Origin of the sequence: Shinella sp., from assembly GCF_049651085.1 — a bacterium.
In the GTDB taxonomy this organism is placed as follows: Bacteria; Pseudomonadota; Alphaproteobacteria; order Rhizobiales; family Rhizobiaceae; genus Shinella.
In genome coordinates this window covers 326175-347423 of sequence record NZ_JBASBL010000027.1, presented here as the reverse complement: position 1 = coordinate 347423, position 21249 = coordinate 326175, and the positions used below count along the sequence as shown (strand labels likewise).

The window sequence follows — 21249 nt, the reverse complement described above, 5'->3', positions numbered from 1 at the left end:
GTCAAAGTCCCAGATAGGTGCGCTGGACTTCCGGATCGGCAAGCAGAGTTTGCGCGCTGCCGCGGATCGCGATCGATCCGTTGTCCAGCACATAGCCCTGATGCGCGATCTTCAGCGCCTGTTTCACATTCTGCTCCACGAGGTAGATGCTCATGCCCTGTTGATTGAGCAGGACGATCTTCTCGAGGATCTCGCTGATGATTTTCGGCGCGAGGCCGAGAGACAGTTCGTCGATAATGAGCAGTTTCGGATCACTCATCAGACCCCGGCCGATGGTGATCATCTGCTGCTGGCCACCGGAAAAGGTCTTGGCCTTGCGGTGGCGGTGCTCTTTCAGCACGGGAAAGAGGTCGAAGACCCGCTCCATGTTCGCCGCCAGAGCGCCGGGCCTGCCACGGCAGAGGTAGCCGCCCATTTCCAGGTTTTCCGTGACCGTCATCTCGCGGAAGAGATGGCGGCCCTCCGGCACCATGGAAACTCCAAGGGCCGCGATGCGATGGGCGGGCTGGCCCGCAATCTCCGTGCCCTTGAAAAGGATGGAGCCGCGCGTCGCCTTGTTCAGTCCCGCGACCGTGCGCAGGAGCGTCGACTTGCCCGCGCCGTTTGCGCCGACGATGACGGTGATCCGCCCCTCCTCCACATCCAGGCTGACATTGCGGATGACATCGAGGCGACCGAGCCTAACGTCCAAATTTCTGATGCTCATCAGCATCGTAATCCTCCCCGAGATAAGCCGTCAGAACGGCGGGCGACGTGGAAATGTCACGCGGGCTGCCCACTTCCAGGATGCGGCCGCTTTCCAGCACGATCACCTTGGCGCACAGGCTCATGATGACGTGCAGCACATGTTCAACGATGATGAAGGTTATGCCCTTGTCGCGGTTCAACCCGTCTATCATGCCGATCAGCTCGGCTATCTCCTGAAGCGAGCAGCCGGCGAACAGTTCGTCGAGCAACAGGAGTTCCGGTTTGGTCGCAAGCGCGGTTGCCAGCTCCGCCTTCTTGCGCAGGAAGGCATTCAGCTCCGAATAGCGCAGGTGCTCCCAATCAGACAGTCCCACGAGGGCGATCGCCTCGCGTGCCGCCGCGCGCGCCTCAGCCCGGCGTGACAGACGGGAATAGGCCCCGACCATCACCGCCTCCAGAATCGAGAGGTCGTGGAAGCTCTCGGCGATCTGGAAGGTGCAGCACAGGCCCTGCCGGCAGCGCTGCTGCTGGCTGTCGTCGGTAATATCGCGGCCATCGAGTATAATGCGGCCGCGGGTCGGCTTGTGCACGCCCAACAGCGTCTTGAACAGTGTGGATTTACCGGCACCGTTCGGGCCTATCAGCCCGCAGATCATGCCGCGCGGCACCGTGAACGTGATGTCCTCGTTGGCGGTGAGACCGGCGAAGACTTTGGTCAATCCTTCGACCTCAAGTAGGTTGGATACAGCTTCACCCATGACGCGCACTCCTGTCGAGAAGATGCTTGCGCACCGCTTCCATGATGCCCTTGGGCAGGAAGAGCGCTGAGAAGACGAGGATCGCACCATAGGCAATCAGCGAGACGCCGCCGAAGGTTGCGCCGAGCGAGGCGCGCACCAGCTCGTCGAAGAGCACGAGGAAGGCGCCAGCGAGCGGGCCCCAGAGCGTGCCCACCCCACCGATCATGGTGACAATGAGCATTTTGATGGAGATGGAGAAGGTGAAGACCATCGTCGGCGAAACGATGCCCTGGTACATGGCGAAGAATCCGCCGCCGATGGCGGTCATGATCGCGCTGATCACGACTGCCGCAATCTTCCACGGTGCGGGATTGACGCCAAGCGCTCGGGCGAAGGCCTCGTTCTCCTTGACCGCCACGCACATCGTACCGAGCTTGGAATGGCGCACCAGCGCCGCCAGAACGAAGATCACGATGCAGAGCACGAGGAAAAGGTAATAGGCCGTTCCGGCGCTGACGGTGAACTGCTTGCGCAGATAGGTTCCAGCGTCGCCGTTCGTCAGCCAGGTAAGTTGCGAGGCAAGGTTCAGCAGAATCTCATTGAGGCCAAGCGTCACCATGGCGAAGAACATGCCAGACAGACGCGTGCTGATGATCGCGGTGACGACACCGAGCCCAGCGGCCAGCAGGCCGCCGATCAGGAAACAAACCGTCGGGTCGAGCCCGTATTTTGCAACGCCGATGGCGTAGGAATAGGCGCCCAGACCGAAGAAGGCGCTGTGACCGAGGCTGAACAGCCCGGCAAAACCACCGGCGATGTTCCAGGCCTGCGCCAGATAAACGAAGAGCATGATCTGAAGGATCAGGCCCATCGCATAGGTGACGGAGGGCGAGGGAAAGAAGGGCAGGATCGCGATGGCCGCGACCAGTGCGGCCACAGCCGCATAACCCGTCATGCGCAGAGCGGCGGGCGAAAGGATGCGAAGAGACATGTCCGGCCCCTCAAATGTGCTTTATGCCGGCCGTGCGGTTCGAAAACAGAACCAGCACGACGACGAAGACCGTGAACAGGACCACCGTCGCATAGGACGATGCGAAGTAGAGCAGGAAGGCGTTGAGTACGCCGATAGCAATGCCGGCGAAGAAGGCGCCGCGCATGTTGCCGAGCCCTGCTATGGTGGCGATGAGGAAGCTCATGAGCTGGTAGACCGCACCGGCCGACGTGGTGACCGGGAAAAGATGGATCATCAGCATGGCCGCGATGGCGATCAGCACGAAACTGAGGCCGAAAGCGATGCCCAGCACACGGTCGGAGTTGATACCCATGAGCTGCGCAGTCTCGCGTTCCTCTACAACGGCGCGGATCATTTTGCCGAGATAGGAACGGCGCAGGAAGAGCTGGAAAGCGATCAGTGCAACAGCAGCAACAACGAACGCAAGGAAGCGCAATTGGCCGACATGGATTCCGGGCGTGATGTAGAACAGTGGCTCGACGATGCCGAGGGTGCGCGGTGCCGGGGAATAGACCATAATGATGATGCCGTCGACGATCATGGCGATGCCGAGGGTCGTGAGAATCTGCACCGCGAGCGTCTGCTGCCGCAGCAACACATTGCGGATCACGTAGCCGACGGCAAAATAGGCGAGTGGCAGCACGAATATGACCACGGCGAGTGGCACGCCCCAGACCTGCAGCGCGAAATACGTAGTGTACATGGCGAGGATAAGCCAGCTGCCATAACCGAAATTCGCAATGGACAAGGAGCCGAGCTGGAAGGTGAGCCCGCTCGCGAAGAGGCCGTAGAGTGCGCCTGTAAAGATGCCGCTAAGAAGCAGCGTCGCAAAGACGTCGAAGGACATGGTGGAACCCGTTTCAATGGACACGCCAGCGATGGCCAGGCCGGAAAACCCGGCCATCGCCCTGACAGGAATTAATTCTTGAAGTAGGGGATGAGCGGCTTTTCGACGGCCAGCTCTTCCGGGTAGACCACCTTGTAGACCGGCTTGCCGTTCTCGCCCGGGACCCACTGGCCGATGATGAGCGGATTGGCATTGAGGTTGTTGTGGTTCGCGTCGAACTTGACGCCCCAGTAGTTCGGCAGCTTGCCGCGCTCGATCTCCGTCTCTGCCATGGTCTTGCTGACCGTCTCGATGTCGAGGCTGCCGGCCTTTTCGACCATCTGGAAGAATGCCATGGCCGTCGCGAAGGTCTGAAGGCCGTGCGTGACAGGCTGCTCGCCGTATTTCGCCTGGTAGGTCTCCTTGAATTCCGTGAGACCTGGCGCGGATTCCTCACGCATTTCGGGAACCGTATAGGAGAGCGACATGGAGCCGAGGGCTGCATCACCCATATTGGCGAATTCCGGCTGGTCGTAGCCGACGCCCGCTGCAAGCAGGATCGGCGGCGTATGGCCGAGACCGGCGGCCTGGCGACGGTAGAGTTCGGCATCGGAACCGAGCTGGTAAGGGATGACCACGTCGATGCCGGCTTCCTTCATCTTGGTAATGATGGGAGTGAAGTCGGCGATATCGTTGCCGTAGGTCTCGTGGATCGCCGGCGGCAGACCCTTTTCCGTCAGGATACGGGCAGCTTCGTCGCCGACATAGCTCATGATCGGATTGCCGATCAGCGCGATCTTCAGCTCTTCCGGCTTCTTGCCCAGTGTTTCTTCGCCAAACTTCAGCGAATAATCGACAAGTGTCTGGGAGAAGACCTTCCAGGAGGGCATGAACATGAAGTAGTTGTCGTAGCCGCCTTCCTCGGTCAGATCCGGAAACCAGCTGGTGCCGTCGGCCATCAGACCGCCATTGTCGACGACATAGCGGGCAAGCGGGACCGGCACCAGATTGTAGCCTTGGATGAAATACTTGATGTCCTGCGCCATCAGGCGCTGCGCTTCCGGAATCTGGTTGTTCGGGTTCTGTGCATCGACGATCACCAGCTCGATCTTCTTGCCAAGCACCGTGCCGTAGGTTTCCGCGGCGATTTCGAGCGAGCGCTTCGTTGACGTACCCGGATAGCCCCAATCACCGGTGAGATAGGTCACCATGCCGACCTTGAACGTATCTTCCTCGGCAAACGCGCCGCCGGCCAGAGACAGAATGCCCGTCGCCAGCGCCACGGTTTTGAACAGTTTCATTGCTTCCTCCCAAAAATTGCGCTTTCGCGCGGCTAGATTCCGGCGGCGCTAGCGGCCGGAGATTTCGTGATTGATCTCCGTCAGCAGATCCTTCACCCGGCGGTAGCGATCGAACAGACCGTCATAGGCGGCAGCGCGCTCCGGATCGGGCGTGATATCCGGCCCGAACGTCACGCAGCGGTCGATCGCCGTCCGCTCGTCAGCAAAGGCACCCGCCCCCACCGCCGCGATCAGTGCGGCGCCATACGACGCATCGCCATGGACGGGACGCCGCAGGGAAATGCCGAGTACATCGGCAATCACCTGCGCCCACACGTCGCTCTTGGAACCGCCGCCGATCAACGCGGCAGGGCCGATCGTCAGGCCAGCCGCGCGCATGGGCCTCGCCGCATCGCGCAGCGCAAAGGCAATCCCTTCATAGAAGGCCCGCACCGCATGGCCACGGCCATGCATGATGCTCATACCGACAAAGCTCGCCCGCAGGCCCGGATCCCAATAGGGGGCCCGCTCGCCGAGCAAGTAGGGATGGAACATAAGCCCCTCGCTGCCGGCGGGTATGCTGCCGGCAAGTGTGTCGAGCTCGTTGAAGGCAGCACCGTCCGCCGCCTGACCAAGCAGCAGCTCTGCAACCCATTTGTGCGCCGTTGCGCAGGAATTGATTGCACCAAGCGCATAGAAGAGGCCCGGTATGACGAAGCCCTTCGACGGCACATCGGCCACCTTCGTCGGCCTGTCGCAAACGACGTTGACGACGCCCGCCGACGCAAGCTTGACCACCGTATCACCGGGTCGGACCGCTCCGGCACTCCAGACTTCAGCCGCCGTATCGCAGGTTCCGACATAAACAGGCGTACCGGCGCGCAATCCATAGCGTGCCGCTGCTTCCGGCAGAACATGGCCGGCAAGATCGGTCGGGTTGCAAATTTCGGGCAGCGTCTGCCGATCCCAGCCGATCGCGTTGCAAAGCTCTTCCGACCATTGCAGGCTATCGACGTCGAGCATGAGCGTGCCTTGCGCGTCGATCCGGTCCGTCATCCGGTCGCCCGTCAGCTGCGAGCGCAGCCAGTCCTTGGCAAAGAGGACCGTACGCACCTGATCGGTCACGTGCGGCTCATTGCGGCAAAGCCAGTAGAGCGGTGCAATCGACCAGGTCGGCGCCGCCCGGTTGTGAGCGATCTGCATCAGCCGGCCCTGCAGGCGATGATTCAACTCTTCAGCCTCCGCGCCCGCCCGCTGGTCCGACCACATGATCACGGGCCGCAAGACCTCTCCCCCCTCGCCCAAAAGGACGCTGGAATGGGTCCCGGCCGTAAAGCTGACAGCCTCCACCTTCGAAAGATCGGCCTGCCCACCGAGCGTCTTCAATGCGTCAGCCATCGCGCGCGCCCAATCAGCAGGATGCTGCTCAGCTCGCCCCGGCGCCGGGTTCACGGTCCGGACGCCGGACGACGCATCAGCCACGAGTACACCCGCTCCATCTATGAGCGACACCTTCAGGCTCCCAAGCCCGAGATCGATCCCCAAAAACACGAAACCACCCCCAAATCCGAATAGACAGGTCAAATTTACTTAGTCAAACGTTTGTCTAATTGGATACACAAGCAGAAGGGAGGCGTCAACAGAGATTCTGTGCCGCCTGAAGAGGCAGGACGGTTCACAGCCCTGATCAGAAGCGCGTGGGTGGGGCCGCTCGAATTCGCCGCCAATGAACAGGGGTGTGGAACCGGCAGCAATGCTGGTTTCCACTGAGAGCCGTCCCGACGGCTCTTACCGAGAATTGGCTCTGCCGCATATGTGGTGCGGCTCGCTCGTTCTTGCGGCGATGCGAGCGCAACGATGGCCGCCTAGCCGCGACGTCACAATCTTCAGCGACTGCGAAATGGGCTACGAAGCGTCATGCTCAGCGCTACTCACATCAAACGGGCCTGGGAAGAGATCGGACATGTCCTGAACGTCCACTTTCGAGACGTCTTGGATCATACGCTCGACCACGCTGCCAGGACACTCAGACGTCCATGACCGCGCACAGATCTTCGATAAAAACCTCCACCACCTGAGACCGCAGCATTCCTTTTCGCGTCACGAGCTGAAACGGAATAGACCTGTCGAGTCCGGGATGGGAAAGCGGCCGCAATTCACCTTTCTCCACCCACGGCGCGGCGTAGTGATCCGCCAGATAGCCGATATAGTTGCCACTGAGGATCAGAATGGCCTGTGCCTCCATGTTGGAGACCACGGCGCATGGCCGCATGCCCGGAAGATGCGATAGTTCGATCTGGTTCATGTAGGCACGGGTGACGAAATTGGCGTTCTGGATTTTTTGCGGTGAGATTTCTGCCTCGTCCACCGTGAATAACGGGCTGTAAGCGCTGCAATATACGGTATTCTTCTCATCGTAGAGTTTTCGATAGTGCAAGGCATCAAAACTGCTCGTGAAGTTTCCCACCGCGAGATGAAGCGATCCGTTCAGCAGTTCCTTTTCCAGCAGGTCCGGCGTTCCAATCAAAATATTGGGTGAGACATCGTGGTTTCGCCTGTTGAACCTCTCCATGGCCTCCCGGATGGAAAAATTGCGGTCGGTAATAGTATTGGCCGCGAGCCCGAGGCGAAGCACGCCGGTCAGGCGGTGGCGCAGTTCACCTATCGCGGTCTCGCAATGTTCGACCGCATGCAGAAGCGTTTTGATGTTTTCATAAACGCGCTCGCCCTTCTCCGTGAGCTGGAAGCCCGCCTTTCCTCTCTGACACAGGGTGAAGCCGAGTCGTTCTTCCAGCGCCTTGATGTGCGCACTGACGGAGGGCTGACTAACGTTGAGAGCAATCTGGGCGCCCGCAAAGCCATGGTTCTCCACTACGGAGCGGAAAACACGGATCGATTTCAAGTCCATATCGGAAAATCGCATTTTCCCTCCTCTGGCGCTTTGGCAAGCTGACTCTCTGCCGGCTTTGGCTGGCTCTCGCGAAAGTATTCTACTTCATACATTTTGAAATCAAATATGAGCATCACAATTTTTGGATGCATGTAATGTTAAAAGCCGTCTATCAGTCACCTCGCCCCGGTGCTTGGCCATGAGGCCGTGTTTGAAACGGGGACTGTCAGGGAGGTGACTTGTGGGTGGTGAATTCAAGGCGGCATTGTTGCCGCGTCTTTTGGCGTTGACGCTGGGTTGCTCCGTATCTGCGCTTGCGGTGGCTCCGGCGCTGGCCGAAGAGCAGGATCTGCTTGCGTCGATCAAGGCGCGGAGTGAATTCGTGGTCGGAACGGAGGCACGCTATGCACCGTTTGAGTTTGTCGAAAACGGTGAGATCGTCGGCTATTCGGCCGATGTCATCGCGCGCGTCATGGAAGTGTTCCCCGATATCAAGCTTAACCGGCTTGACTTGCCTTTCCAGGGAATTCTTCCCGGCCTTCAGGCAAAGAAGTTCGACTATGTCGTCACCTCGATTGTTGCCGACAAGGTGCGTTATGAAAAGTTCGCCCTGAGCGCGCCTATCGCCGATGCCACCGTCGCTCTCATCAAGCGCAAGTCCGACGCTTCGATCAATACATCAGAGGACGTTGCCGGCAAGATCATAGGCACGCAGGCCGGTTCCGTGCCGCTCGGCGACGTCAACGCTTTTGCCGAGAAGCTGAGAGCGCAAGGAACGCCGGTCAAGGAAGTCAAAACCTATGTAGGTTTCGAGGAAGCCTACGCCGACCTGATGGCTGGCCGCATCGACGCCGTGGCCAATACGCTGCCGGCCCTGTTCATGCTCAAACAGAAGCGCGCCGCCGATTTCGAGATCGTCCAGCCTCCCTTCGGCCCCAGCCGGTACATTACCTGGGCAGGGCGCAATGACGAGGACAGCGCGGGCCTGGTCCGCAAGATAAACGAGCGTCTGCAGGAACTGAACAAGAATGGCGTCCTGGCCGAACTCCAGAAAAAATGGATCGGCAACTCCGTCGATCTGCCGCTGACTCTCCCGGCTCCACAGTAAGATCCGGATCACCAAAAATCACGGCTTTCGCGCTCGGCGCTGCCCAAGGGCGGCAGTGCCGAGCGATCCGACGCGGGCTAGAGCAGGAGGAATAGCAGATGGAATTTCTGCAGATCGCATGGGGCTACAAGGAGATGCTGCTGCTGGGTGCCGTAACGACGGCGCTTATTTCCGGTATCTCCATTCTGCTCGGCATGCCGTTGGGTTTGGTCTTTGCTTTCGGACTTGTCTCGCAAAACGGCCTGGTACGCCGGTTCTGCGCCGTCTACCGGAGCTTCTGGCGTGGCACGCCTTTGCTGGTGCAGATACTACTCATCTTCTATCTGCTGCCGTCAGTCGGGCTTGACCTGTCACCAGTCGCCGCAGCGGTGCTGGCATTGACCCTAAACACCTCAGCCTTCCAGGCGGAGATTTTCCGAGGGGGCCTGACCGCCCTCCCCAAGGGTCAGATTGAGGCCGCACAGATGCTCGGCATATCCCCGACAGACATCCGCCGGCGCATTGTCATTCCGCAGTTGATGCGACTGGTAACGCCTGCCATCGTCAACGAATTCATCAGTATCCTGAAAAACTCGTCGATCATTTCGGTTATCTCGGTGACTGAACTCCTGCGCACCGGGCAACAGATCGTGTCCGCCACCTATCGGCCGCTCGAGGTCTATGGACTGATCGCCATGGTCTACATTCTCATGAACCTCGTCATAGCCCAGTTCGGGCACCGCGCCGAGAAGCGCCTTGCACGTGGAGCCCGGGTGTGACGTTTTTCGAGACAATCAGCCAATACCAGCCCCTGTTCCTGTCAGGGGCCTACGCCACACTCTATGTCACCTCGCTTGCGACAATCCTGGCCCTCGGCCTCGGCCTCGTGCTCTCGCTGCTCAATGGTGTGTCCCTGGCCCCGGTCAGGTGGCTGTGCAGGACATATATCGAGATCATGCGCGGTACACCGGTGCTGATCGTGCTGTTTATGCTCTACTATGGCGGCCCCTCCATCGGCCTCTTGTTGGACCCCACATTCGCTGGAGTCGTGGGGCTAGGATTCTACGGCGCAGCCTATTTCGCCGAGATATTCCGCGCCGGCTTCCAGTCGATACCGCGCGGTCAGATCGAGGCGGCGCAAATGCTCTGCCTTTCGCGCGCCACCATCGTCCTGCGCATCAAGCTTCCGCAGATGCTACGGCTCATCATCCCCGCACTGTTTGGGCAGATCGTGATGATGTTCAAGGAGTCAGCCCTGCTTTCCATCATCACCGTGAACGAGCTGACGAAAGTCGCCACCCAGATTGTCAACGAGACGTCATCGCTGGCCGAGCCCTACATCGCAGTCACGATCATCTATTGGGTCATCATTGAAGCGGTTGCCCTATGCGGCCGGTCGCTTGAGAGGAGATTTAGTCATGGAGCTTGATGGTCAACCCGAAATCGGCCTGGCCGCGTCTGATCGAGAAATTGTCATCGAAGTGGAGCAGCTGACCAAAACATTTGGCGCCTTGAGTGTCCTCAATGGGATCGACCTGAAGGTTCGAAGATCGGAGGTGGTCTGCATCATCGGCCCGTCGGGCTCGGGCAAGAGCACGTTTCTCAGATGCATGGCTTTCCTTGATCCCTACACCGGCGGCCGGGTCAGCATCGAAGGGCAGTTGCTCGGGTACAGGCAAACGGGCGGGCACCAAATTCCACAAAGCCATCGCGAGCTTGCAAAAGTGCGCCGCAACGTCGGCATGGTATTTCAGCATTTCAACCTCTGGCCCCACATGACGGCGCTGGAAAATGTCGCGTTAGCCCTGCGCGTCACCCGCAAGCTGAAGTCACAGCAGGCAGATAAGGAAGCCCGCGAAGCTCTTGCCAAGGTCGGATTGGGTGACAAGGCCGATAACTATCCGTCCCAACTGTCCGGCGGACAGCAGCAGCGGGTAGCAATTGCCCGGGCGCTCGCAATGAAACCGCACGTCATCCTGTTCGATGAACCGACCTCTGCGCTCGATCCCGAACTGGTGGGTGAGGTGCTTGGCGTCATGCGCCAGCTTGCCGAGGAAGGCATGACCATGGCCATCGTGACGCATGAGATGGGGTTCGCCGCGCAGATGGCTGACACCGTCGTGTTCATGGACAAGGGTGTCATTCTGGAGAAGGGCAGCCCGGACGAGATCTTCAAGACTCCCCGGAACGACCGGCTCAAGCAATTTCTCGACACATGGAGATCGCGCGCGCTCGACTAGAGGGCAGACAACAGACGCGGTTGGCCGCCAGTTTTTCTCCAATCAGCAGATTCGCAGCGGCATGGGATTCTATCGATCCATGCCGAATGGCCTGCGCGTGCCTGCGGGAACTTATATTAACTGCAAAAGTGGAAGCGATAATGACTGATAGTGCCTTCGAAAACCCCCGCCTGGTCAAGCTGATCTATGGCGACACACCCAGCTTTATGGCCACGCCCTATTGTCCTGATCTTTCGGACGTGAGGGCCGATGCGATTGTCGTCGGCATGCCCTATGATGGAATCGCCACACTGCGCGGCGGCGCGACACGTCTGGCGCCCTCATGGGTTCGCAAGTTGTCCCTCCTGTACGGTTCGTACAATTTCGATTGGGATCTCGAAGTATTCAAGCATATCAAGGTGCTTGATGCCGGCGACGTCGACATCGTGCCTGGCGACAATGCTCGAAGCTACGAGCGTCTCGAGGCGCGCATCGCCGCTGTCAAGAAGGCGTCAGCGGTCCCTTTCATGATCGGCGGCGATCATGGCGTCACCTATCCGGCGGTGAAAGAGGCCGTCCGTGACATCGACTACAAAGCCGGGATGGTGATCTTCGACACCCATCTCGATCTCGCTGAAAGCTACCGCGAGGATCGCCTGACCCGTGCCTCGCCACTCAAGCGAATCTGCGAGCTTCCCAATATTGATCCGCGCCGCGTCGCCATCATCGGCGCACGCGGTCCGCGAAACGTCCAGGAATGGACACCGATCGCCCGCGAACTCGGCATTCGTATCTACGGAATGTCGGAAATCGAGGCACGCGGAATTACGGCGGTCGCCATCGAGGCATTGCAGGTGGCCTCGCCCGATGGGCGCGCCCCCTATGTCAGCTTTGATATTGACGGAATCGATCCGGCTTTCGCGCCAGCCACGAACAGCATCGAGCCCGGTGGACTGACAGCGAGGGAAGCCATCGATGCCGTGCGACTGGTCTGCGAAAACGGACTGCTTGGGTTCGACGTCGTTGAAGTCGCGCCAGAACATGACAGCGCTTCGCAAATCACCTCGGCGTTGGCCGCGCGGTTGATGGCCGAGGCATTCGCTACCATGGCTGCGCGTAAGGCTGGTTGCGAGCGCAAATGGAAGTGGCAGCCGTCCGCATAACCGCCAGTGATGTGCGCCAGCCCCTGGGTCATGAAGCCTAGGGGTTGGCGCACACAGCGGAAAAATTGCCGCTCCCGCCTGACGGACCAGGATGCCGGTGACGCTGTCAGTCGGCACAGCGCCATCGTCGTCATTCCATCTCGGGCCAACGCGATCACCCTCTCGGATACAGGGGTCGCCAAAAGCAACCATCAGGCAATTCTACAGGACGCGGTAGCCTTTCATGAAATTTTGTCGAGTTCACCTGTGAAATCGACAGGCGTGTAGAGCGCCCCATGAAAGGCGCGTTCCATCTCAGGTTCGTCCTCTGGAGACATCCTGGCTAGAATTTCCGCAGCATAGTCCTCTGCATTGTCGAGTGGCGTGTAGCCGATCCGTGTGCGGTTGGGGTCATCGTACAGCTGACGCGAATTGTCGGAAACGCCGTACACGACCTCGAAGTGGATATCCGGCGCCTGCAGCGAGCGATGCACGAGTTCGATGCAATCACGCGGGCTAAGCCACGTACCGAGATGACGCACCGTCGTCGGCTTGGGCTGGAACGAGGCGATACGCAGGCTGACGACTTCCATGCCATGCTTGTCCGCGTAGAAGCGACCGAACGCTTCGCCGAACACCTTGGAGACACCGTACACGGAATCGGGCCTCGGCGGGCTATCCGGCCCAACCTTCTGCTCGCGGCGATAGAACCCATGCGCGTGAATCGAACTCGCATAGACAACGCGTCGCACACCCTGTCGCCGTGCCGCCTCGAAGATATTGTAGGTCCCGATGAAATTCGGCTCGAACATCGTCTCCCAGCCGCGTGGCGACACCGACGCCGCCATGTGGACGACGGCATCCACCCCTTTCATCATGTCTTCAACCGCCTGAAGGTCGGAGATGTCGGCCTGCACGGCTTCCTCGCCTGGGGCGAGATCCTCTATGGGCTGCAAGTCCACCAGCCTGATCGAATCGTAGCGGCCTTTGAGGCCAGCCCTCAGCGCGACGCCGATGCGTCCGGCCGCTCCGGTTATGAGTATCCTGTTTGCCATCTTGCTTTCCTTGTCTAGGCCGCTGCCTCTCAGCGCGACACAAACCGCGCCGGCTTGAGTCGGCACGGTTGCGTCACATGCGCAGGCTCGTACGATATCAACCGCGTCCGTAGACCGGCAGCAGCCAATCGCGGTACTTTTCAACCTTGCCTTCGGCTACGTCGAAATAGAGTTTCTGGATCTTCTTGGTGATCGGACCGACTTCACCCGTACCGAGCGGATATCGATCCAGCGAGATCATCGGCGTCACTTCAGCGCCGCTGCCGCAGAAGAAGCCTTCGTCCGCGATGTACAGCTCGGACCGGTCCACTTCCCGCTCCACGACCTCGATCCCAAGTTCCTCACGGAACAACTGGATGAGGGTGGCGCGCGTGATGCTTTCCAGAATGTCACCGGTAACCGGCGGTGTGATGACGACGCCGTCACGCACCATCATGAAGCACGAAGCGGGTCCCTCCGAAACCTTGCCGCGCTCGTTGAGCATGATCGGCGAGGAGAAACCGTTGATGCGCGCTTCGACATGCGCAAGGCGTGAATTGTGATAGTTGGCGCCGGCCTTGACGCGGGAAGGCATGGACAGGTCAGAATTGCGGCGCCAGGTGCTGGTGCAACTTTCCACGCCGTTGAAGACGGCCTTCGAATGCGGACGTGCGAAGGCGAGGATGAACATTCCCGTCCTGATTTCCTCAGGCTTGTAGTAATTCGGTTCGCCCTGGTCAAAATAGACGACGGGTCGGAAATGCACCCCTTCTTCGAACCCGTTCTTCCGGATCAGCTGGAGGAACGCATCCGTCAACTGCTCGTCGTCGTAGGGGATCGACATGCGCATGATCTTGGCCGACTGGCGCAAACGCTTCAGATGCTCGGCGTTGCGAAAGATGAACATCTCCTTCTTTTCACTGTTCCAGTAGCCGCGCATGCCTTCGAAAACATTGGCGCCGCGCAGCACGAGGTCTGTCGAGACATGCACCGTGGCATTCTTCCACTCGACGATCTCGCCGTCCATCCATGCGAAATTGGGGTTGGCTAACATTACGGCTGTCTCCTCTAGTATCTGCAAAAATCTGGCTGGAAACGCTTACTTCATTCCGGCTTTTTCAATTCCGATGAAGTAGTCGAGCGCGAACACGGCAATGACCGCGAAGTAGATCGTGACGGCGGAAACGGCGGCCATCGAAGGGTCGACCGTCGCCTGTACCTGGTTGAATATCCTCACCGGTAGGGTCACCATCGCGGAGGTGGAGTTGAAAATGCTGACCTCGACATTGATCCACGAAATGACGAAGCCGAGCAGCCCCCCCGCGATCACGCCGGGCTTTATCTGCGGCAAGGTGACGAGGAACAGTGTCTGCATCGTCGTAGCACCAAGGTCCTGCGCGGCCTCCTCGCTGGCCAGATCGAAGTCGGCCAACGAGACCAGCGTGGCGCGGATCACGTACGGAATGATGAGGACGACGTGCCCGACCAGCAATGCGGTGAAGCTTCTGGCAAAGCCAAGCGCGGAGGCATATTGCAGGATGGCAACGCCGAGTACCACGGTGGGCAGGATCAGTGGCGACAGGAAGATGGCGCTGATCACCCCCGCACCCAGGAAGCGCTTGCGCACCAGAACCAGGCTAGCTGGCACCCCCAGCACCATGGCGAGGATCGTGCCGAAGCCGGCGATCTGGATGCTGAGCCAGAACGCATCGACGTAAAGCGTGTTGTTGATGACCGCATCGTACCATTGCAGGGAAAACCCCTCCGGGGGGAACCTCAGAAAATTCGACGACGTGAACGAAACCCCGATCACGACGAGCAGCGGTGCGAGCAAGAAGAATAGTACGAAGCCGCTCGCAGCCATTAGGATGCGCGAGCCGATGCCGGGGCGTGACGTGTACACGGCGCCTCTCCCTATCTTAGCGCGAATAACGCTTGAGAATGAACATGTAGACGCTGATGATCGAAATCGAAGCCATCAGCAGCATCATCGCCAGGGTTGCCCCCATGCTGAAGTCGAGCTGGACCATGTAGTAGTCGTAGATGAGAATCGGCATGACCATCAGCCGGCCGCCACTCATCACGCTTGGCGTCACATAGGCGCTCACGCTCAACGTGAACACGATCAGCGAGCCCGCCACCACCCCCGGCAGGCTGAGCGGGAAAGTAACCTTCAGGAAGGTAACAACCGGCCCTGCGCCAAGATCACGCGCTGCCTCCATCAACGATGGATTGATGTTCTGGAAAACGCTGTTGAGCGTCAGGATCATGAAGGGCAGCATGACGTAGCTCAAGGTCACGATTACACTGCCGCTGGTGTAGAGCAGCTGGACCGGAGCGGAGAATATGCCCAGCCAGACGAACATCTCGTTGATCACGCCCTCGCGCCCAAGAAGCACGATCCAGCCGAAGGAGCGCACAATGTTGCTGACGAACAGCGGCAAGACCGCCGCGATATAGATCAGTCGGCGATAGACCGGACGCTTGACGTGGAAATTGAGGGAGTAGGAGAGGATGTACCCCATGACGAACGTTATCAGCGTCACCCAAAGGGAAATCCGGAACGTATTAAAGAGGACGCGCCAGAAATAGGCGTCGGTTGCGACCTCCTTGTAGTTGCTCAACGCGCCGCCTTGCAGCGGCTGGAAGCTGCTGAAGAAAACCATCAACAGCGGAGCAACGAAGAACAGCGTCATGAACAAGACCGCCGCCCCCAGGAACAAGGTCGCCTGGGAACTTGTAATCTTCATTCCGCCCATCGTGCTGGCACCCGAACCGGCACTCATTTGTCTAGCACCCGCGATGCGGAAGGCGACCAGTGGATGGTCACTTCGCTAGACACTTCAGGCAGGGTTTCTGATGGCTGCTCGGTCGTGCAGATGACGATCTCCTGCCCATCCGGCATTCTGGCGGAAACGCGCCACCAATGGCCGAGGAAAACCTTGTGGAGAATAGTCACCCGCGTGGCGATTTCATTCCCGCGCGGGGCACCGAAGCTTATCTCTTCCGGACGGATCATCAGCTTGGCGACATCGCTCTTGGTCGGCGGATAGGGCAGGACCGGAGCGCCCTTCGAAAGGCTAAGCCGTCCTTCCGCGTCGCGCGCGCAATCGATGAGGTTCGCCTCGCCGATGAAATCGGCGACATAGGCCGAGTTCGGCCGACGATAGATATCCTCGCCCGTGCCAAGCTGAATGACCTTGCCCTGATGCATGACCGCGATGCGGTCCGACATCGCCAACGCTTCTTCCTGGTCGTGCGTTACATAGATGAACGTGATACCGAGCTGATCGTGAAGACGTTTCAGCTCGAACTGCATGCGCTTGCGGAGTTTGAGGTCGAGCGCACCCAGGGGTTCGTCCAGAAGCAGCACGCGCGGACGGTTGATAATCGCACGTGCCAGCGCGATGCGCTGCTGCTGGCCGCCGGACAGCGAGCGCGGATAGCGGGCGGCAAAGTTTTCCATGCCGACCATGACCAGCGCATTGTGAACCTCATGGGCAATCTCGCCCCGCTCGCGTCCCTGGCGACGCGGACCGAAGGCGATGTTGTCCGCGATCGTCATGTGCGGAAACAGCGCATAGTTCTGAAACACGGTATTCACCGGCCGCTTGTTCGGCGGCACGTTGCGCATCGAGACCCCGTCGATCTTGATGTCACCGGTGCTCGGCTCCTGAAAGCCGGCAATAATGCGCAGCAAGGTGGTCTTGCCGCAGCCACTGGGGCCAAGCAGCGAGAGAAACTCCCCCTTGCGAATAGATAGGTTCACCTCATGCAGGGCGGTGAACTGGCCGAACGCCTTTGTGATCCCATTGATCTGGATGAGGTTTTCGCTCGCCGCGCCCGGGGTTTGCCCGGACGCGCGCTGAGTTTCGACAATGTTATGTCCAGTACTAGCTGTCACTATTTCATTCCGAACTGCAGGATTATTGGCTGACGACGCGGCGATTCCAGAGATCCCGGAGTTGCTGCCGCTTCGCATTGACGACGTGCCAATCCGGCATGATCAGGTCGGAGACCTTGCCGCCTGCACCCCACGGCATGCGCTGGCTGGCCTTTTCCGACAAAGTGGGATTGTCCAGCGGCGGCCCGAGGTAGATTTCTTCGCCGATGCATTCAAGCGGCTTCGGTTGGCTCACGAAGTTCATCAGACGCTCGGCAAGCGCCTTTTTCGTTGTGCCGGCCACCAGGTGCATGCGGATGTCGCTGGCGACGACACCTTCCTTGGGCGATCCTGTCGTGATCGATACGCCCTGATCGAACAGTTGCCAGGCAGTGTTCGGGTAATAGATGCCCATCACCACTTCGCCGCTCTGGATAGTAACGTTCATGACACCGGACGCCTCGTAATAGGAGGACGGCTTCAGCTGGCTGAATTTTTCGATGAAAGGCTCGAAATTGTCGTCGGTGCCGCCCAGCATCTTGTTCAGGTGCATCATGAGAGGCGTGAAAAGGGACTGCGCGGGCGCAGGCGAGTAGACACGCTGCTCGTATTTCGGATCCCACAGGTCGAAATAGGACGTCGGCGCAGGGTCGACCTTCTTGGGGTCGTAGACAAGTGTGTAGGCGAAGTAGCCGGTGCCCACACCGTAGACCTTGCCATCGGCGGTCGCATACACGGCCTGCTTGGACAAATTGCTCAGATTGGGAACTTCGGTGGCCGACACTTCCTGTGTCAGACCTTCGTCCCATGCCTGTTCTGAATACCCGGCGTCCAGCCATGCGACGTCGATCGTGGGGCTGTCTTTCTGCTGGCGCAGCTTGGCGAAAGTAACCGACGCAGTGCCAGTCTCGACCACCACCTGAATTCCGGTTTCCGCACTAAAGGGCTCGAAGAAGCACTTGCGCATCGCAAGTTCCCATGGCCCCGAATAAGCGTTTACGGTGATGCTGTCTTGGGCCTGGGCCCCACCGGCCATGGCAACCATCAGGATGCTTCCCGCAACCGCGGAAAGAAGAGCCGCGTGGCGGGCGCGGGCCGCATGCAGGCGTATTTCGTTCTGAACAAACATTTTTTTCATATGGATAAGTTCCCCTTAGCCAAATTGCTAGCGCTGAGAGACCTAGCTGCAGGCAGCTAGCTCGGTGATGTTTGCACCTTTATTGTTTGCGCTATGGAGGCACCATATCGAATCCTGCGCCCCCGTAAATTGCGATTTGCTTGTTATGTCATGTTGTTTGGTGCCGAACTTGTCACCCCTCCTCAGCCGGATTGCAGCCGGGCGATATCCAGCCCTTGCCATTTAGTCGTTTTCACATGAGTGTCTGCCTGCCGGTGCTGGAATTGCAAACCGCATCGTCACAGGTCGCAGCCATCCCTTCCTCCTAATTTCTGGCCGCCGCGTTGATTTTTTTTGCAGGAAGCAAGCCGAAGGAAACCAAGAAGAGAAATGATAAAAAAGCTACCTCCCCTGAACCCTTTGAAGGTTTTCGAAGCTGTGGCCCGCGTGAACAGCATCACCAATGCCAGCAAAGAGCTGTTTGTCACCCAGGCAGCGGTCAGCCGGCAGGTTTACGTCCTGGAAGACTATCTTCAGGTGCAGCTCTTCATCCACCGCAGAGGAAAAATAACGCTCACCGACGAAGGGCGCGCTTACTACGAAGCGATCAGTCCGTCGTTGAAGAAAATCGCCCAGGCCACCGACGATCTCCTGAAGAACAGGGATCACAACGTCGTGCGCGTCATCACCTATCAGACCTTTGCCCTGCATTGGCTTATCCCCCGCTTGCCCGAGTTTCGAAGCCTTCATCCGAAAGTGGAGCTGCATATCTCGACACAGGTGCAGCCGGCCGGCAACGAAGAAGCCAATACGGATGTTTTCATCCAGTTCGGCGACAAGAACTGGCCCGGCTACACGGCTACGAAACTCCTGCCGGACCAGATAGCGCCGGTGTGTTCGCCGGAATTCAAGGCACGGCACGGCATCGGGAGCGATCCGAAAGAGCTTGCGGATTTGCCGCTTCTCTTTTCCAACTACAGGCGCAGCGACTGGGTGGATTGGCTTGAAAGTGTTGGGCTCGACGAGATCGACACCCAGAACGCGATATATTTCCGAAGCACGGGCCTCGCCTTCAAGGCTGCCGAGGCTGGGCTCGGTGTCGCGATGGGGCAACTCCACCTTATCGCAGACGACTTGAAAGCCGGGAGGCTGGTTACGCTCTATGACGCGCCGTTGAAGCGCGCTTTTGCCTATTACCTGCTCCACGCAAAGAACGTGAAGCTGCATCCCGCAGCCAAGAGTTTCCTGACCTGGGCAGGCCAGATCGCCAAAACGTATAATACCTGACCGGAAAACGCTGTACCGCCGCCCGTCATTCGAGGCGGGCGGCGGTCACTGTAAAGTTAGTATCTTCAGCGCGCCGAAGGAGCTGGGCGGCGTCAGGAAAGAGCAGTCGCTCTGATGCTGGGCCTGTCTTGCAGACGGGCATACCAAGCCGCCAACGCGGGGTAGCGGTTCCTCCATGCCAGGTTCTCGAAGCGCAGATCGAGATAGGACAGCGCCGAGGCAAGCGACGCCAGGCCGATATCGAAGCGGTCCCCATAGGCGCCCGCATGCCGTTCGAACGCCTTGAGCGTCGTACCGATCTTGTCGAGATGCGCATCGAGCCAGGCCTGCCAGAAACAGGCCTCCGGACGCATGGCGACTTCGTAGCGGACGATGAGCGAGGCGGTCATCAGCCCGTCGCTCATGGCTTGATCGACAAGCGCCTGCCAGCGCATTTTCCCCACTTCCGGAAACATCGCGCCAGACCCGATATTGTCGAGATAGGCACAGATGACTCCGCTGTCCGCCAGCATGGTGCCGTCATCAAGGATCATGGTCGGAACCTGCCCCAGGGGGTTGTGGGCGATGATGGTGCGGTCCCGCTCCACCGAATGCGCGCTAGAGGAGAGAAGCTCTATCTTGTCCGCCAGACCGACTTCATGGGCCGTTATCAGAACCTTGCGAACGAAGGGCGAGCGGGAAGAATAGAAAAGTTTCATTTTTAAAACACCTGTCAGCGGAGGCGATCGGCCCACTCGTAATATTTCTTCACCAGCGGCATGAACCATGGATTGCCATTGTAGAAGGGGATGGCGTGAAAGCTGCGGGCCTCGAAGGCGATGTCCTGTGAACCCTGCCCGAGGATGCGCAAGGCGGCATGGTGCCCGAGATAAGGGGCAAGCGCATTGCCGGAAAAACAATAGGCGAGCGCAAAGTGCACGCCGTTCTTGACGCCCAGCTTCGGGATCAGGTCGATAGTACCGGCACAGCGTCCGGACCAGGAATGTGAAAGCCTGACGTCGGCCAGCTGCGGAAAAATGCCGATCATTTCGTCGCGCACTTTCAGGCCCGACTGCTCCGGCTGGTCTTCCAGCTCGGCCCCTGTCTGCCCGCCGAACACGATGCGGGTGCCGTCGGTCGACAGGCGCAAATAGTTCGAGGCTTTGCGGCGGTCCGTATAGGTACGGTTGTGCGGCAGCAAGTCGTCCAGCATCGCCTGCGGCAGAGGTTCTGTCGCCACGATATAGCTGCGAATGGGGATCAGCCGCCGCCTCACCCATTTCACGGCATCGCCGGAATAGCCGTTGGTGGCAATCAGCACGTCGTTGCAGACTATGTCGCCGCGCTCGGTCGAAACGATGAATTTCTCGCCGGAGCGACGCAGCCCGAGCATGGCCGTACCCGATATGATCCTTGCGCCAGCCACGACCGCCCGTTGCGCCATCGCGTTGGCGTAAAGGCCGGGATGGATTGCCGCCTGCTCCCGCAGCAGAACGCCGCCTATTACCTTGGGCGAACGATACTCCGTCGCACCGCCATCCTCCACGATGCTGAATTCCTCATTGAGGAGTTTGCCGCGCAGGGCATATTCGGCCTTGAGCGTGTCGAAATCGGGCTGGTTCATTGCGGCGATGAAACGGCCGTTTTCCTGGAGCCCGCAATCGAGACCTTCGCTCTTGATCATGTCGATGGCGAAATCGAAGATACGTTGAAGCTCATGAAAATAGGAGAGCGCGGTGGTCTGGTCGAACTTCTTCAGGAGATCGGTCAGGGAATGTTTGAAATGCCGTCCAACGAATCCGGCATTTCTGGTCGAGGCGCCGTAGCCCGGATATTCGCGCTCGACCACGACAACATCACGTCCGGCCCGCGCCAGTGTCGTTGCGGCTGACGTACCGGTCAGACCTGCCCCCACCACCACGACATCGGCGGTTGGCGGAACATCGATCTGTTCGAGCGTGCGAGGTGCCAAGGCGTCCCACCAATAGGGCGCCGCCTTGAAGTCATCCGTGAAGTGCTTTGTCGAAGCCATCAGAAACCCATGCGTTGAATGTGCAAATGCGTGC

The 21249-nt window shown here is 59.2% G+C and carries 21 protein-coding genes; 6 read left to right on the top strand and 15 right to left on the bottom strand.

Annotation, left to right across the window (positions count from 1 at the left end):
- Position 1: 1 nt before the first annotated feature.
- The 7 genes from WA950_RS18935 to WA950_RS18905 all read right to left on the bottom strand — a co-directional run bounded on the left by WA950_RS18935 (position 2) and on the right by WA950_RS18905 (position 7468).
- Entirely contained in the window at positions 2 to 706 is a 705-nt protein-coding gene (locus WA950_RS18935; RefSeq protein WP_424553273.1) for an ABC transporter ATP-binding protein, read from the bottom strand.
- Positions 681 to 1445, bottom strand: a complete 765-nt coding sequence (locus tag WA950_RS18930; RefSeq protein WP_424553272.1) for an ABC transporter ATP-binding protein — start codon at positions 1443 to 1445, stop codon at positions 681 to 683. The genes WA950_RS18935 and WA950_RS18930 overlap by 26 nt, the downstream gene beginning before the upstream one ends.
- On the bottom strand, positions 1438 to 2418 hold the full coding sequence (locus tag WA950_RS18925; RefSeq protein ID WP_424553271.1) for a branched-chain amino acid ABC transporter permease: 981 nt from the start codon (positions 2416 to 2418) through the stop codon (positions 1438 to 1440). The genes WA950_RS18930 and WA950_RS18925 overlap by 8 nt, the downstream gene beginning before the upstream one ends.
- 10 nt (positions 2419 to 2428) lie before the next feature.
- Positions 2429 to 3310 (bottom strand): branched-chain amino acid ABC transporter permease, encoded by an 882-nt coding sequence (locus WA950_RS18920; RefSeq protein WP_424553270.1) that lies wholly within the window; start codon positions 3308 to 3310, stop codon positions 2429 to 2431.
- A gap of 47 nt (positions 3311 to 3357) precedes the next feature.
- A complete protein-coding gene (locus WA950_RS18915; protein WP_424553269.1) occupies positions 3358 to 4566 on the bottom strand; it encodes an ABC transporter substrate-binding protein in 1209 nt (402 codons plus the stop codon).
- A 48-nt stretch (positions 4567 to 4614) separates the two neighbouring features.
- Positions 4615 to 6096, bottom strand: coding sequence for a xylulokinase (locus tag WA950_RS18910; protein WP_424553268.1), 1482 nt, complete (start codon positions 6094 to 6096; stop codon positions 4615 to 4617).
- Positions 6097 to 6571: 475 nt separating this feature from the next.
- A complete protein-coding gene (locus tag WA950_RS18905) occupies positions 6572 to 7468 on the bottom strand; it encodes a LysR family transcriptional regulator (RefSeq protein WP_424553267.1) in 897 nt (298 codons plus the stop codon).
- Between the two features lie 208 nt (positions 7469 to 7676).
- On the opposite strand from WA950_RS18905, the gene WA950_RS18900 reads away from it, so the two are divergent.
- From WA950_RS18900 to WA950_RS18880, 5 genes are all read left to right on the top strand, one after another.
- Positions 7677 to 8543: a transporter substrate-binding domain-containing protein gene (locus tag WA950_RS18900; protein ID WP_424553266.1), complete on the top strand. Its 867-nt coding sequence runs from the start codon at positions 7677 to 7679 to the stop codon at positions 8541 to 8543.
- A 98-nt stretch (positions 8544 to 8641) separates the two neighbouring features.
- Entirely contained in the window at positions 8642 to 9301 is a 660-nt protein-coding gene (locus WA950_RS18895) for an amino acid ABC transporter permease (protein ID WP_424553265.1), read from the top strand.
- Positions 9298 to 9951 carry an amino acid ABC transporter permease gene (locus WA950_RS18890; protein WP_424553264.1) on the top strand — a complete coding sequence of 218 codons (654 nt, stop codon included), beginning with the start codon at positions 9298 to 9300 and terminating at the stop codon, positions 9949 to 9951. The genes WA950_RS18895 and WA950_RS18890 overlap by 4 nt, the downstream gene beginning before the upstream one ends.
- Positions 9941 to 10762, top strand: coding sequence for an amino acid ABC transporter ATP-binding protein (locus WA950_RS18885; protein WP_424553263.1), 822 nt, complete (start codon positions 9941 to 9943; stop codon positions 10760 to 10762). The genes WA950_RS18890 and WA950_RS18885 overlap by 11 nt, the downstream gene beginning before the upstream one ends.
- A 140-nt stretch (positions 10763 to 10902) precedes the next feature.
- Positions 10903 to 11904 carry an agmatinase family protein gene (locus tag WA950_RS18880; RefSeq protein WP_424553262.1) on the top strand — a complete coding sequence of 334 codons (1002 nt, stop codon included), beginning with the start codon at positions 10903 to 10905 and terminating at the stop codon, positions 11902 to 11904.
- Positions 11905 to 12125: 221 nt separating this feature from the next.
- Here the strand turns inward: WA950_RS18880 and WA950_RS18875 are convergent, their stop codons facing one another.
- The 6 genes from WA950_RS18875 to WA950_RS18850 all read right to left on the bottom strand — a co-directional run bounded on the left by WA950_RS18875 (position 12126) and on the right by WA950_RS18850 (position 17938).
- Complete coding sequence (locus WA950_RS18875) at positions 12126 to 12938, bottom strand: NAD-dependent epimerase/dehydratase family protein (RefSeq protein WP_424553261.1); 813 nt, start codon at positions 12936 to 12938, stop codon at positions 12126 to 12128.
- 97 nt (positions 12939 to 13035) lie between these two features.
- Complete coding sequence (locus WA950_RS18870; protein ID WP_424553260.1) at positions 13036 to 13971, bottom strand: branched-chain amino acid transaminase; 936 nt, start codon at positions 13969 to 13971, stop codon at positions 13036 to 13038.
- Between the two features lie 45 nt (positions 13972 to 14016).
- Complete coding sequence (locus WA950_RS18865) at positions 14017 to 14820, bottom strand: ABC transporter permease (protein ID WP_424553259.1); 804 nt, start codon at positions 14818 to 14820, stop codon at positions 14017 to 14019.
- A gap of 16 nt (positions 14821 to 14836) precedes the next feature.
- Positions 14837 to 15703 (bottom strand): ABC transporter permease, encoded by an 867-nt coding sequence (locus WA950_RS18860; RefSeq protein WP_424553258.1) that lies wholly within the window; start codon positions 15701 to 15703, stop codon positions 14837 to 14839.
- Positions 15700 to 16899 carry an ABC transporter ATP-binding protein gene (locus WA950_RS18855; protein ID WP_424553257.1) on the bottom strand — a complete coding sequence of 400 codons (1200 nt, stop codon included), beginning with the start codon at positions 16897 to 16899 and terminating at the stop codon, positions 15700 to 15702. Before WA950_RS18855 ends, WA950_RS18860 begins: the two co-directional genes overlap by 4 nt.
- Positions 16844 to 17938 (bottom strand): ABC transporter substrate-binding protein, encoded by a 1095-nt coding sequence (locus WA950_RS18850; RefSeq protein ID WP_424553256.1) that lies wholly within the window; start codon positions 17936 to 17938, stop codon positions 16844 to 16846. Before WA950_RS18850 ends, WA950_RS18855 begins: the two co-directional genes overlap by 56 nt.
- 369 nt (positions 17939 to 18307) lie before the next feature.
- Between WA950_RS18850 and WA950_RS18845 the strand changes: the two genes are divergently transcribed.
- Positions 18308 to 19204: a LysR substrate-binding domain-containing protein gene (locus WA950_RS18845; protein WP_424553255.1), complete on the top strand. Its 897-nt coding sequence runs from the start codon at positions 18308 to 18310 to the stop codon at positions 19202 to 19204.
- 92 nt (positions 19205 to 19296) lie between these two features.
- On the opposite strand, the gene WA950_RS18840 is transcribed toward WA950_RS18845, so the two are convergent.
- Positions 19297 to 19902, bottom strand: coding sequence for a glutathione S-transferase family protein (locus WA950_RS18840; RefSeq protein ID WP_424553254.1), 606 nt, complete (start codon positions 19900 to 19902; stop codon positions 19297 to 19299).
- A 14-nt stretch (positions 19903 to 19916) separates the two neighbouring features.
- Positions 19917 to 21215 (bottom strand): NAD(P)/FAD-dependent oxidoreductase, encoded by a 1299-nt coding sequence (locus WA950_RS18835; protein ID WP_424553253.1) that lies wholly within the window; start codon positions 21213 to 21215, stop codon positions 19917 to 19919.
- Positions 21216 to 21249: the final 34 nt, after the last annotated feature.